Annotated in this window: 13 protein-coding genes; 4 read left to right on the top strand and 9 right to left on the bottom strand. The window is 70.0% G+C overall.

Annotation, left to right across the window (positions count from 1 at the left end):
- Positions 1-2: 2 nt before the first annotated feature.
- From mnhG to AB0259_RS10045, 7 genes are all read right to left on the bottom strand, one after another.
- Positions 3-359: a monovalent cation/H(+) antiporter subunit G gene (gene mnhG / locus AB0259_RS10015; RefSeq protein WP_251577417.1), complete on the bottom strand. Its 357-nt coding sequence runs from the start codon at positions 357-359 to the stop codon at positions 3-5.
- Complete coding sequence (locus AB0259_RS10020) at positions 356-625, bottom strand: monovalent cation/H+ antiporter complex subunit F (protein WP_251578969.1); 270 nt, start codon at positions 623-625, stop codon at positions 356-358. The genes mnhG and AB0259_RS10020 overlap by 4 nt, the downstream gene beginning before the upstream one ends.
- The gene (locus AB0259_RS10025; RefSeq protein WP_366221929.1) at positions 625-1,236 is read right to left on the bottom strand and encodes a Na+/H+ antiporter subunit E; all 612 of its coding nucleotides are present in this window, start codon (positions 1,234-1,236) and stop codon (positions 625-627) included. The genes AB0259_RS10020 and AB0259_RS10025 overlap by 1 nt, the downstream gene beginning before the upstream one ends.
- A complete protein-coding gene (locus AB0259_RS10030; RefSeq protein WP_366221927.1) occupies positions 1,226-2,797 on the bottom strand; it encodes a Na+/H+ antiporter subunit D in 1,572 nt (523 codons plus the stop codon). Before AB0259_RS10030 ends, AB0259_RS10025 begins: the two co-directional genes overlap by 11 nt.
- Entirely contained in the window at positions 2,794-3,315 is a 522-nt protein-coding gene (locus AB0259_RS10035) for a Na(+)/H(+) antiporter subunit C (protein ID WP_251577412.1), read from the bottom strand. The genes AB0259_RS10030 and AB0259_RS10035 overlap by 4 nt, the downstream gene beginning before the upstream one ends.
- On the bottom strand, positions 3,312-6,227 hold the full coding sequence (locus tag AB0259_RS10040; RefSeq protein WP_366221924.1) for a Na+/H+ antiporter subunit A: 2,916 nt from the start codon (positions 6,225-6,227) through the stop codon (positions 3,312-3,314). Before AB0259_RS10040 ends, AB0259_RS10035 begins: the two co-directional genes overlap by 4 nt.
- An 81-nt stretch (positions 6,228-6,308) precedes the next feature.
- Entirely contained in the window at positions 6,309-7,349 is a 1,041-nt protein-coding gene (locus AB0259_RS10045; RefSeq protein WP_251577408.1) for a LacI family DNA-binding transcriptional regulator, read from the bottom strand.
- A 66-nt stretch (positions 7,350-7,415) separates the two neighbouring features.
- On the opposite strand from AB0259_RS10045, the gene AB0259_RS10050 reads away from it, so the two are divergent.
- The gene (locus AB0259_RS10050; RefSeq protein ID WP_251577406.1) at positions 7,416-8,630 is read left to right on the top strand and encodes an MFS transporter; all 1,215 of its coding nucleotides are present in this window, start codon (positions 7,416-7,418) and stop codon (positions 8,628-8,630) included.
- A gap of 7 nt (positions 8,631-8,637) precedes the next feature.
- Here the strand turns inward: AB0259_RS10050 and nucS are convergent, their stop codons facing one another.
- Positions 8,638-9,324, bottom strand: a complete 687-nt coding sequence (nucS, locus tag AB0259_RS10055; protein ID WP_251577403.1) for an endonuclease NucS — start codon at positions 9,322-9,324, stop codon at positions 8,638-8,640.
- A gap of 262 nt (positions 9,325-9,586) precedes the next feature.
- On the opposite strand from nucS, the gene AB0259_RS10060 reads away from it, so the two are divergent.
- Positions 9,587-10,525, top strand: coding sequence for a hypothetical protein (locus tag AB0259_RS10060; protein WP_366221921.1), 939 nt, complete (start codon positions 9,587-9,589; stop codon positions 10,523-10,525).
- A complete protein-coding gene (locus tag AB0259_RS10065) occupies positions 10,522-11,199 on the top strand; it encodes an HAD hydrolase-like protein (RefSeq protein WP_251577399.1) in 678 nt (225 codons plus the stop codon). The genes AB0259_RS10060 and AB0259_RS10065 overlap by 4 nt, the downstream gene beginning before the upstream one ends.
- 4 nt (positions 11,200-11,203) lie before the next feature.
- Here the strand turns inward: AB0259_RS10065 and AB0259_RS10070 are convergent, their stop codons facing one another.
- Positions 11,204-11,410 (bottom strand): cold-shock protein, encoded by a 207-nt coding sequence (locus AB0259_RS10070; protein ID WP_064002832.1) that lies wholly within the window; start codon positions 11,408-11,410, stop codon positions 11,204-11,206.
- 173 nt (positions 11,411-11,583) lie between these two features.
- Here AB0259_RS10070 and AB0259_RS10075 point away from each other — a divergent pair, with 173 nt between their 5' ends.
- Positions 11,584-13,230 carry an FAD-dependent oxidoreductase gene (locus tag AB0259_RS10075; RefSeq protein ID WP_366221919.1) on the top strand — a complete coding sequence of 549 codons (1,647 nt, stop codon included), beginning with the start codon at positions 11,584-11,586 and terminating at the stop codon, positions 13,228-13,230.
- Positions 13,231-13,232: the final 2 nt, after the last annotated feature.

Here is a 13,232-nt window from a genome sequence, read left to right on the forward strand (position 1 = left end):
GGTCAGCCGCCCGCGCCGGGCGGGGTTTCCTTCGCGTCGGCGAGCTCGTCGACGTGGAGGTTGCGGCGGTCGATCGTGCCGTTGCGATACGCCTGACGGCCCACCATGTGGGCCGACAGCGGAGCCGTGGCGAACTGGATCACGAGGACCGGGACGAGGAAGGCGACGACCGCCCACGACTGCAGCTCGATCCCGACCGCGATGGCGATGAGCAGCAGGCCGAGCACCTGCGGCTTGGTCGCGGCGTGCAGGCGGGTCGGCACGTCGCGGAAGCGCAGCAGCCCGATCGCGGCGGTCAGGCAGAGCAGTGCTCCCGCCAGGATGAGGACGAGAGACACGACGTGCAGGATCTCGGTCATCGCTCCGCTCCATCCCGGCGGGCGACGAACCGTGCGATCGACACCGAGCCGAACACACCGACGGCCGCGACGATCAGCAGGACCGGGAGCGTCCGGGTGTGGTGATTGATCGCCATCTCGGCGCCGAGCGCGCAGATGAGGAGCGTCAGCAGGACATCCGAGGCGACGGCGCGGTCGAGGATCGAGGGACCGACGATGATCCGCCAGACGGTGAGCAGGGCGGCGACGCCGAAGACGGCGCAGATGACGAAGATGAGGACGGCGATCACGAGCGCTCCTGCTTCCTGCCGTTCATTCCACCGGTACGGATCTCTGCCGCTCCGGAACGGGACGACCGGATCGCCTCGAGCTGCGCGGGCGAGCCGACGGCGCGCACGATGCGCGCCTCCCAGCGCTGCACCATCCGACGCTGCTCGTCGACCTCGGCGTCCGTCGCCGCACCGAGGACGTGGAGGTAGAGGACGCGGCGGTCGCGATCGGTTTCGAGGACGAGGGATCCCGGGATGAGGGATGCCGTGACCCCCACGTGCGCCATGATCAGGTCGTCGTCGGTCACGAGCGGCACGGCGACGACCGAGACGCCCGGCTGACGGCCGGGCCGCACGACCTGCCAGGCCACCACGAGGGAGCCCTTCACGACCGCGGCGAGGAACTGGACGAAGAAGACGATCAACCACCACGGGTTCAGGCGGCCGGAGAGCTCGACGGGCGGCAGGCGGAAGACGCTCGTCACGAAGACGGCGACGATCGTTCCCGTGAGGAAGGCGAGGACGGTGAACTGACCCCACAGCAGCATCCAGAGCGCGACGAGCCACAGGAAGAACGGCAGCTGTCGCCAGATCCCGGTCAGAGCGCTGCGCTTGACGTCAGTTCCCATCGTTCACCTCGTCCTGCAGCTGGGTGAGGGTCACGGGGTTCAGCAGCGACGACCCGATGCCCGCGCACAGGTTGTACAGCGGACCGGCGAAGACGGTGAGGGCGACCGTGACCGCGACCATGCCGGCGGTCGACGCGGTCATGATGCGCGGGATGACGCGACGTTCGGTCTGCACCCCGGCCGCGGGGGCGTCTCCGAGGTAGGAGATCCGGTCGACGACGCCCGACTCCTCGGTGAGGTCGTCCTCCTCGCGCCAGAACGCGAGGTTCCAGGCGCGCATGAGTGCCAGCAGCGTCAGCAGCGAGGTCACGATGCCCGCGACGATGAGGGCGTACATGAGCGGCGTCCCGACCTCGGCGGCCGCGTTGAAGAGCGCGTACTTTCCGATGAAGCCCGAGAACGGCGGGAGACCGCCGAGGTTGATCGCGGGGATGAAGTAGAGCACCGCCAGGACGGGCGCCGCCTTCATGAGCCCCTTCACCTTGAGGATCGACGTGGACCCCGCTCGACGCTCCACGAGGCCGACCGCGAGGAACAGGGTGGTCTGCACGACGATGTGGTGGACCATGTAGTAGATCGTGGCGCCCAGCGATGCGGGGGTCGCGATCGCGAGCCCGAAGACCATGTAACCGATGTGACTGACGAGCGTGAACGACAGGATGCGTTTGAGCTCGGCCTGCGCGACGGCACCGAGGATGCCAACCACCATCGTGGCGAGGGCCACGATCAGCAGCAGCTGGTTCACGTCGTTGTCGCGGAAGATCTGCGTCTCGGTGCGGATCATCGCGTAGACGCCGACCTTGGTCAGCAGGCCGGCGAACACCGCCGTGACCGGCGCCGGGGCGGTCGGGTACGAGTCCGGCAGCCAGAACGACAGCGGGAAGACCGCCGCCTTGATGCTGAAGGCGAGAAGGAGCATCAGGTGGAGCACGAGCTGCACCTCATCGGGGAGCTCCCCCATGCGGTCGGCCAGCTGCGCCATGTTGACGGTGCCGAGCGCCCCGTAGATGGCGGCGATCGCGGCCAGGAAGAGGATCGACGAAACCAGCGACACGACGATGTAGACCACGCCGGTGCGGATGCGGGACTCGGTGGAGCCGAGCGTGATCAGCACGTACGACGCGACCAGCAGGATCTCGAACCCGACGTAGAGATTGAACAAATCGCCCGCGATGAAGGCGTTGAAGATGCCCGCCGCGAGGATCAGGTACGACGGGTGGAAGATCGAGACCGGCGTCTCCTCGTCGCCGTCGGCTGCGCCCTGTCCGACCGAGAAGAGGAGGACCGCGAGCAGCACGATGCTCGAGACCAGGACGAGCAGCGCTGCGAGGCGGTCGACGTACAGCACGATGCCGAACGGGATCGGCCAGCCGCCGACCGAGACCGCCAGCGGCATCCCGCTCGCGTCGACGTACCAGAGGAGCACGGCCGCGATGGTCGCCGCCACGGTCAGGGTCACGATCGACACACCGACCTGGACGCGGCGTCGCCGGCCGAAGATGAGGGCGATGCCGGCGCCGAGGAGCGGCAGGGTGACCAGGAGCGGGACGAGCGCGGTCATCGCGGGCCTCCCGGGGTGTCCGTCGGGGCGTCGTCACGCAGTTCGGCGATGTCCTGCGCGTGGAGGATCACGATGGGCGAGGTCTCCGTCCCGATGAAGTCGGTCGTGGCGTCGTCGTCCTCGTCCGTGATCTCGTCGTCCATCGCCTCCTCGTCGCGGGCACCGCGCTCGCGCACCTCGCGGTCGGCCTCGTCGTCCGTGACGGTGTCCGCCTGACCGAGCTGCCACGACCGGTAGATGAGGGCGAGGAGGAAGGACGAGATCGCGAAGGTGATGACGATCGCCGTCAGCGAGAGCGCCTGCGGCAGCGGGTCGCTGAACGACTCGCCCTCCCCGGCGCTGCCGTAGAACGGCGCGACGCCCGGCGCGCCCATGACGATGAGGAGGAAGAGGTTCGCCGCGTTGCCGAGCAGGAGGAACCCGATGAGCACGCGCGTGAGGCTGCGTTCGAGCATCGCGTAGACCCCGGCGGCGAACAGCACGGCCATGATGATGACGAGGACGAGCGAGACGGTCATGCGCTCACCCGCTCCCGCTGCGCCTGCGTCTGACGGTCGACCTCGGCCCCGAGCGACCGCAGCACGTCGAGCACGAGGCCGATGACGACGAGGTAGACCCCGACGTCGAAGATCGTCGAGGTGACGAACTCGATCTCGCCGAGGATCGGCACATCCCACTCCCAGTAGGTGCTGGTGAGAGGCGCGGCGCCGAAGAACAGGGGCACGATGGCGCAGGCGAGCGCGAGGGTCATGCCGGCACCCAGCAGTCGACCGGCGTCCGTCGGCGCAGCCGCACCGAGCTCCCATCGTCCGCCCGCGACGTAGCGCATCACGAGGGCCATCCCCGCCACGAGTCCGCCCGCGAACCCGCCGCCGGGCAGGTTGTGACCGGCGAACAGCAGATACACCGACACGACGATGATCGAGTGGAACAGCACCCGGACGATGACCTCGAGCAGCAGCGAACGGTTCTCGGGTTTCACCTTGAGTCCGCCGACCAGCCACGCCTGACGGGTCGACCCGGGGGCGGTCGAGCGGGGCCGCGGACCGTCGGCCGTCTCGACGAGAGGGCGGCGGCTGCGACCGGTTCCGGAGGGAAGTGACGGCAGGATGCGGCTGTCGGAGCGGTTCGTGACGAACACGAGGGACGCGACACCGGTCGCCGCGAGGATGAGCACCGAAAGCTCCCCCATGGTGTCCCAGCCACGCAGGTCGACGAGGGTGACGTTGACGACGTTCCTGCCGTGCCCGATCTCGTACGCGAGGTCGGGGAACGGCCCGGAGACGGGGTCGGCGACCCGGGCGCCCGTCGCGATGAGGGCGACGGCGGCCATCGTGACACCGACGCCGATGCCGATGACGGCGCGGACGACGGGCAGGACCGACGCGTTGTGATCGCCGAGGCGGGCCGGGATGCGGCGCAGCACGAGTGCGAAGGCGATGAGGGTGACGGTCTCGACGAGGATCTGCGTGAGTGCCAGGTCGGGCGCGCCGCTGGTCGCGAACAGCAGGACCATGCCGAGACCTGTGACCGACACGAGCACGACGCCGGTGTAGCGCTTGCGCGCGCGGATGGCGACGAAGCCCGCCAGGATCATGACGGGCGCCGCCAGCAGCTGAGCCGGGCTCTGCCATGCGTCGACGGCGATGCGCCATTCGCTGCTCGCCAGCAGCGCGGTCGCCTCGGCGGCGATGAAGACGACGAAGATCGTCCCCACGTAGAACGGCAGGGACCCCCGCTGGGTGAGCGACGTCGTCCAGACCGACAGTCGGGCGATGCCGCGCAGCGACAGGTTGTAGGCGTCGTTCGCGGTGAACGGCAGGATGCGGGCCTTCAGCGCGCGGCGTTGGGTGATCCAGAACAGTACGGCGCCGAGGGCGATCGAGCCCAGCGACAGGAACAGCGCCGGCTCCCAGCCATGCCAGAGTGCCAGGTGGTACGCCTTCCCGCCCTCTTCGAGTGGGATGCCGTCGGCGTAGCCGGCGATCGCCGAATCGACCACGGGCGAGGCCACGCCCGCCACCATGGTGAGCCCGCTGAGCACGACGGGGGCGATGAGGAAGCCGATGGGCGGGTCGGGCCATTCGGTGCGCTCGCGCGGGGCGCCCGCGGCATCCTTCTTCGTCCAGAAGGCCCCCCACACGAAACGGATGCCGTATGCCGCCGTCAGCGCGGATCCGAGCAGGATGCCGATCAGCGGGATGAGCGCAGCCGGGTCGGCACCGCCCTCGAGGAAGGAGGTGAGCGCCGCCTCCTTGGCGACGAAGCCGACCGTGGGCGCGACGCCCGCCATCGAGGCGATCGCGATGATCGAGAAGGTCGCGAGTGTCGGCGCCTGGCGGCCCACGCCCGAGAGCTCGGCGATGTCGCGCGTGTTGAGCTGACGGTCGATCACGCCGACGATCAGGAACAGGGCCGACTTGAACAGGGCGTGTCCGACCAACAGCGCGAGGCCGGCGAGCGCGCTGTTGCGTTCCCCGTAGCCGAGCACGACCGTGAGCATGCCGAGCTGGCTGACCGTGCCGAAGGCGAGGATGCGCTTGAGGTCGGACTCCCGCAGCGCCTGGAAGCCGCCGAGCAGCATGGTGAAGATGCCGAGCCCGATGACGATGGGGCGCCACGGATCGGTGTCGGCGAAGGCCGGGGCGAAGCGGGCGATGAGGTAGATACCCGCCTTCACCATCGCCGCCGCGTGCAGGTAGGCGCTCACGGGGGTCGGCGCCGCCATCGCGCCCGGCAGCCAGAAGTGGAAGGGGAAGATGGCCGATTTGCTGAGCGCACCCACGAGCAGCATCACGATCGCGGCATCCAGGGCCACCGCCTGGCCGCCCTCGAAGACGGGACCGGTCTCGAGCATCGCCGCGATGCTCGTCGTGCCGTACAGGACGACGAGCATGACGACGCCGATGAGCATGACGAGTCCGCCGAGGGTCGTCACGAGGAGCGCCTGCAGCGCCGCTCGTCGGCTCGCGCCGCGGCGGTGGTAGAAGCCGATGAGGAGGTAGGAGAGGACGCTCGTGACCTCCCACAGCATGATGAGCACGACGATGTCGTCGGTGAGCACGAGCCCGTACATCGCGCCCGCGAAGGCCAGGAGCACGGCCGAGAAGGTCGCGAGGCCCTCGGTCTTCCCGGCGAAGTACCACCGGCAGTAGATCATCACCAGTGCGCCGACGCCGGTCACGATGAGCGCCATGACCCAGGACAGCACGTCCATCCGCATGGCGAGTTGGACGTCGAGGTCAGGAATCCAGCTGTATGTCTCGAACGGGATATCCCCCGCGATCACGGCGGGTGCCTGCAGCGCGGTGTGCACGAAGGCGGCGACCGGCACGACGGCGGCGACGAGGAAGGTGCGTGACCCGAGGCGCGCGACGAGTGCCGGCAGGAGGAGGGGCACGAGGGCGAACGCCGCGAGGAGGATCAGCAACCTGGCCTCCTCTGTGTCATCGGGGGTCGAGGCCTCCAGTCTACCGGCTGACCGACAGCGGGTGCCCGGCCGGCTCCCAGGTCAGGCCGGTACCGGACCCGTTGTGTTCCCTCGCCGGAATGTGCAGGTGAGGGTGAGGGATGCCGGCTCGCGCCCCTCGAGCATCGCGACGACGGCCTCGCCCGCGGCGCGTCCCTTCGCGATGGCGTCCTGGACCAGCGTCGTGAGGACGTAGGGCGCCAGACCGTCGACCGTGATGCCGTCGAACCCGGTCACGCTGAGGTCCTCGGGCACCCGCAGACCCGCCTCTTCGGCGGCCCTTATGACACCGGCCGCGAGCAGATCGCTCTGCGCGATGATCGCGGTCGGTCGGTCGCCGGCGAGGAGGACCCGGCCCGCGGCCAGACCCTCGTCGATCGAGCTCGCGCCGACCGCGTAGGCAGCCGCATCGGGGTAGATCTCCCGGGCGCCGCGCAGCCGGTCGCGCGTGACCTCGACGGCGATCTGCGCCGGATCGTCGATGAAGCCGCGGGGTCGGGTGGCGTCCTTCGTCAACGTGATGATCGCGACGTCCTCGTGCCCGAGCGAACGCAGGTGCTCCGCGGCGGTGCGCTGGGCCTCGACGTTGTCGAGAAGGATCTGCGGGACGTCCGGGCCGGCGTCGCCCTCGATGACGACGACCGGGATGCCGCGGCGCCCCAGGACGTCGACCGAGGACTGCAGGATCTCGTTGCAGCCGAGCAGGATCGCCGCATCGACGGGAGCCGTCGTGAGTGTGGGCGCCGACTCGACGGGCCCCTCGTCGTGCAGGAGCAGGACCCCGGCGCCGATCGGTGCGAGCGCGTCGGTGAGGCCGTCCATCATCGCCGCCGTCACGGGGTCGCGGAAGGCCGAGCCGAGGCGCTCACGGAAGAGCACCGCCACGACTCCGGCGCGCCCCGTCCGCAGTGACGCGGCTCGCGGATCCGGCCCCGTATAGCCGAGGATTTCGGCCGCCTGCAGCACCTTGGCGCGGGTGGCGTCCGACACCGACACCTTGCCGCTGAAGACGACGGATGCCGTCGACGCCGATACCCCGGCTTCACGTGCGACGTCGGAGATCGTCGCGCGGCGGGTGCTCATGGTTCGATCGTAACCGCTCGACCGGCGACTTCGAATCGATTCGGAGATCCCGCTAGAGTGACGTCCATGACCCTGCACCTCACCGCCGCCCGCCTGTGGACCTGGCGTCTCGCCGTGTTCGCGATCTTCACGGCGAGCGGTCTGAGCATCGCGACGTGGGCATCGCGGGTCCCGTCCATCAAGGCCGCGCTCGGCATCGAGAACTCCACGATCGGGCTGCTGCTGCTCGGGATGGGCGTCGCCTCCATCCTCGGCCTGTCGGTGTCGTCGGTGATCGCCGCCCGCATGGGCACCCGGCGCGGCATGCTCACCGTGATGCTGGTGCTGTCGGTGGGACTGTTCCTCATCGGCCTCGGAACCGACGTCGCGCCCTCGCTCCTCCTCGTCCTCGTGGGGCTCGCCCTCTTCGGGTTCGGCAACGGCGCGCTCGACGTGCTCATGAACGTGGACGGCGCCGCGATCGAGGTCGAGGTGGGCAAGACGATCCTGCCGCTGTTCCACGCCTTCTTCAGCCTGGGCACCGTCATCGGCGCCGGCATCGGCGCACTGGTGGCAGGTGCGCGCATCGCCGTCTTCCCGCACACCGCAGCCATTGCCGTCGCGATCGTCGTCATCGCGGTCGTCGCCTTCGCCTATGTGCCCCAGCGCGACTTCGGCGCACCCGACGCGGCTCCCAGCGGCTGGCGCTCCCGCCTCAGCGCGGCGCTGTCGGCCTGGCGCGAACCCCGCACGTACGTGCTCGGGATCGTCATGCTCGGCATGGCGTTCGCCGAGGGCGGGGCGAACGACTGGATGGCCCTCGGCGTCAGTGAGGATCACCAGGGCGGTGTCGCCCTCGGTGCCGCTGCGCTGACGGTCTTCTCGGTCGCGATGACCGTGGTCCGGGTCTTCGGGGGTCCGCTCGTCGACCGGTTCGGCCGCGTCGCGACGTTGCGGGTGCTCGCCGTCACGGCCGTGGTCGGCATCCTGCTCTTCATCCTGGCGCCGAACCTGCCTCTCGTCTTCGTCGGCGCCGCGCTGTGGGGCGTCGGAGCGTCACTGGGATTCCCGCTCGGGATGTCGGCGGCGGCGGACGACCCGGAACGGGCCGCCGCGCGGGTCAGCGCCGCCGCGACGATCGGCTACGTCGCCTTCCTGTGCGGGCCGCCGATCCTCGGCGTCATCAGCACGCACATCGGCCTGCTGAACACACTGTTCATCATCGCGGCGCTCGTCGCCGCCTCGGGGTTCGCCTCGGGCGCGGCCAAGCCCCTCCCGGGCACCCGCGGCACGAGCCACTGAGGCGCGGTCAGAACAGGCGGGGCGCTCCCGACTCGATGCCCTTCATCTCGTCGTAGTCGAGGGTGACGCAGCGGATGCCGCGGTCCGCCGCCAGAACCTTGGCCTGCGGCTTGATCTCCTGCGCGGCGAAGACCCCGGTGACGGGCGCGAGGTGCGGGTCGCGCCCGAGCAGTTCGAGATAGCGCGTGAGCTGCTCGACGCCGTCGATGTCGCCTCGGCGCTTCACCTCGACCGCGACGGTGCCCCCTTCCGGGTTGCGCAGAAGCAGGTCCACGGGCCCGATGGCGGTGGGGAACTCGCGGCGCACGAGGGTCAGGTTCTCCCCGATGACGCCGACCTGTTCGGCGAGCAGGCGCTGAAGGTCGGCCTCGACGCCGTCCTTCACCAGACCCGGGTCGACACCGAGCTCGTGCGAGGAGTCGTGCAGCACGTCGTAGATGCGGATCGTGAGCTCGTCGCCCGACTTGGCATGCGTGACCCGCCACTTCTCCACGACGTCGATATCGTCCTCGCCGGGCTCGACGACCGTCAGCGTGCACGGCGGGCTCATCCAGTTGAGCGGCTGGTGCTGGATGTCCCGGTGGAACGCGACCGTGCCGTCCGCCTTGACCATGATGAGCCGGGTGGCGGGAGGCAGGTGGGTGTTGAGGCGACCGGTGTAGTCGACGGAGCAGCGGGCGATGACGAGACGCACGGCGACGAGCCTACCCGCGGGTCTGTACGGGATCGTCCGGGAACGGGTGCTCGACCCGGGACTCCGGATCGCGGTCCGTAGCGTGGATGACGAGCAGGTGCCCGATGGCGGTCCGTCTCCGGGGGGAGCACGAGACCACCCACACCGTCCGGCTCCGTCGTGCACGCGTACTCGGGCTCGCGCGCAGCTCACTGCGGTGGCGCCGCGTCCGCATCCGCGACCCGGGTCGGGGGCGGCGCCTCCGCGCCTCTACGATGACGGTGTGGGGGGCTCCAGCGACACGGGTGCAGCGCGCGTCGACGAGCTGATCACGGAGCTCCGCACGCTGCGCGACGCGCGCGGCGTCTCGTATCGGGAGCTCGCGGCCAGGGTCACCGAGCAGCGCGTCTCCGCGGGCGCGAGTCCCGCCGCGGCGCGCGTCCCCCACACCACGATCTCGGACACGTTCCGGCTCGGGCGGCGACGCCTCAACGCCGGGCTCGTCGCGGAGATCGTCGAAGCTCTCGGCGAGGATGCCGCCGCCGTCGCCGCGTGGCGGGCTCGCGTGGCCGCCGCCCTCGCCGCTGGTCCGAGCGCGGTTGCCGAGCCTCGCCCCGAGACCCTGCCCCCCGAGCCGCCCGCCCCCGAGACGACCGGACGATCCTGGGGACGCCTCGTCGCCCTGATCGTCGCGGGCGTGCTGCTGAACTCGACCGGCAAGTTCGTGAACCCCCTGCTCGGCGATGTGTTCTTCTTCGACATGGTCGGCACGGCGCTCGTCGCGATCCTCGCCGGCCCCTGGGCCGCTGCGACCGTCGGGTTGGTGTTCATCGTCGTGGAGCTGCTCAAAGGCCAGGTCGTCGCCGCGGTGTTCTCGGTGACGATGGTGTCCGCCGGGCTCCTGTGGGGCTTCGGGGCGACACGGTTCCGCCTCGCCGCCACCCTCCCCCGCTTCCTCGGGTTGAGCGCCGTCGTGGCGGTGGCCACATCGGCGATCGCCGTCCCCATCACCGTCTTCTATCTGGGCGGCTCCACCGACCGCGGGCTCGACGCGCTGCGCGATCTCGTGATGGGGATGACCGGGGTGCACCCCGAGGTGGCCATCGGCATCGTGAACGCCACCATCTCGCTCATCGACAAAATGGTCGTCGGCGCCATCGCATACGCGCTCGCGGTCGTCGTCCGTCGGGCGCTGCGGCCCGCCCCTAGGCTGGGAGCATGACGGCGCGCTCCCCCTGGTCCTGCATCCTCTGGGACGTGGACGGCACCATCGTCGACGCATCCGACGGCATCCTCAGCCGTCTCGACCGCTGTCTGACCCACTTCGGGTACCCCGCACCGACGCGCGCGGAGCTGGTCCACTGGATCGGGCCGCCGATGTACGACTCGTTCCAGAAGAACGTCGGCATGACGCCGGAGCAGGCGTCCGAGGCCGTCTCGTACTACCGGGTCCTCGGCAAGCAGGACGGCTACACCGCTCGGACGCGGCTCTACCCGGGAGTCGGGGAGCTCATCGCCGAGATCTCGGCGTGCGGCATCCCGCAGGCGACGGCGAGTTCCAAGCCGGAGGTCCAGGTCGTCGCGCTGATGGAGCACTACGGTCTCGCGGAGCACATGCAGGCCATGGCGGGCGCGACTCCGGACGAGAAGACCCTCGCTACGAAGGCGGACATCGTCGCCGAGTCACTGCGCCGGCTGCGCGCGGTGGGCGTCGACACGAGTCGACCGATCCTCATCGGAGACCGCCATCACGACGTCGACGGAGGCGCGGCGAACGGCGTGCCGGTGATCTTCGTGCGGTGGGGCTTCAGTTGGCCCCACGAATCCGAAGGAGCGCAGGCGGCGGTCGACACGATCGTCGAACTCCGCCGCCTGCTCCTCACGGAAGAGGTGTGAAACCTCAGAGGGGACGGATGTTCTCCGCCTGAAGACCCTTGGGGCCCTGTGCGATGTCGAACTCGACTCGCTGGTTCTCCTCCAGCGAGCGGTAGCCCGAGGATTCGATGGCCGAGTAGTGGGCGAAGACGTCGGCGCCGCCTTCATCGGGAGCGATGAACCCGAAGCCCTTCTCCGAGTTGAACCACTTGACGGTACCGCTGACGCTCATGAACTGCCTTACTGATTGGTGCCGACGACACGTCCGCCGGTCGATCCCCAACCTAGCCGCCCGCGCCCTCGCTGTCTCCCCCTCCGTCCGAAGGTGACATAAACGTTGCCCGGCGTACACCTCTCGGCCCCCGGACGAGCTGCCCGTGATACCCCCAGGGGTATCGTGTCCTCATGCGAACCATCATCATCGGGGGGGTCGCGGCGGGAATGTCTGCGGCGACCCGGCTTCGCCGGCTCGACGAAGAGCGCGAGATCGTCGTGTTCGAGCGCGGCACTTTCGTCTCCTTCGCGAACTGCGGCCTCCCCTATTACGTCGGCGGCGTGATCGAGGATCGGTCGGCGCTGCTGCTGCAGACACCGCAATCCCTCAGCGCCCGCTTCGCACTCGGGGTGCACGTGCGGCACGAGGTGACTGCGATCGACACCGCGAGCAGGACGGTGACCGTCCGCGACCTCGACACCGACACCGAGCGGGAGGAGCCGTTCGACGACCTGGTGCTGGCCCTGGGAGCGGCGGCGACCGGCCGCATCCCGGGAGAGGGTGTTCCCGTCACCACCCTCCGCACCGTCGACGACGTCGATGAGATCGTCGAGATCCTCACCGGGCTCTCGCTGCCGAGAGTGGTCGTCGCCGGCGGCGGGTTCATCGGCGTGGAGGCGGTCGAGAACCTCGTGACCCGAGGTGCGCAGGTCACGCTCGTGCAGCGGGGAGCGCAGATACTGAGTCCGCTCGACCCCGAGATGGCGTCGCCGGTGCATCGGGCGCTGTCGGCCGCCGGCGTGGACGTCCGCACCGGGACCACAATCGCCCGCCTCGAGGCGGGCGGGGTCGTCCTCTCGGACGGCACGCGTGTCGCCGCTGACCTCGTGGTGGACGCCCGCGGCGTCCGCCCCGACGTGCGGATCGCGGTCGATGCGGGCATCGCCATCGGCCCGACCGGCGGCATCGCGGTCGACGACCACCACCGCACCAGCGTTTCGGGAGTCTGGGCGGTCGGCGACGCCGTCGAGAAGACCGACCACCTCGACGGCGCGGCGACGCTCGTGACGATGGCGGGTCTCGCCAATCGGCACGGCCGGGCGGCAGCCGACGACATCGCGGGCATCGCCACGGATGCGGCGGCACCCGCGCTCGGGACGACGGTCGTCGGCATTCTCGGCCTGACCGTCGGACTCGTGGGGTGGAGCGAACGGCGATTGCGCGCCGAAGGCCGCGCGCACCGCATCGTCCACACGCACCCCTTCTCCCACGCGACGTACTACCCGGGTGCGGATCAGATGGCGATGAAGCTGCTCATCGACGCCGAGACCGACCTGATCCTGGGCGCGCAGATCGTGGGGCGCGCCGGTGTCGACAAGCGGCTGGACGTCCTCGCCGTCGCGATGACGGCCGGGCTCACGGCATCCGCACTGTCTCAGCTGGAACTCGCGTACGCGCCGCAGTACGGGTCGGCGAAGGACCCGATCAACATGGCCGGGTATGTCGCGGAGAACCTCGCGATGGGGACGGACCGCACGATCCAGTGGCACGAGGTGGATGCCGCCCGCGCGGCCGGCGCCGTGGTGGTCGACGTGCGCACCGCCGAGGAGAACGAGGCGGGTTCGATCCCCGGGGCCGTCCTCCTTCCCCTTGACGAGATCCGCCGGCGTCATGGCGAACTGCCCGTCGCGCCGCTCATCGTCCACTGCCGCGTGGGTCAACGAGGGCACACCGCGAGCCGACTCCTTCAGCAGCTCGGGCACGACGTCCGCAACCTCGACGGCGGATGGCTCACCTGGACCGACGGCCTCGAGGCAGCCGCACGCGAGGAGGCCTGACG

The sequence above is a fragment of the Microbacterium sp. NPDC080005 genome (assembly GCF_040702445.1).
GTDB lineage: Bacteria > Actinomycetota > Actinomycetes > Actinomycetales > Microbacteriaceae > Microbacterium > Microbacterium oleivorans_D.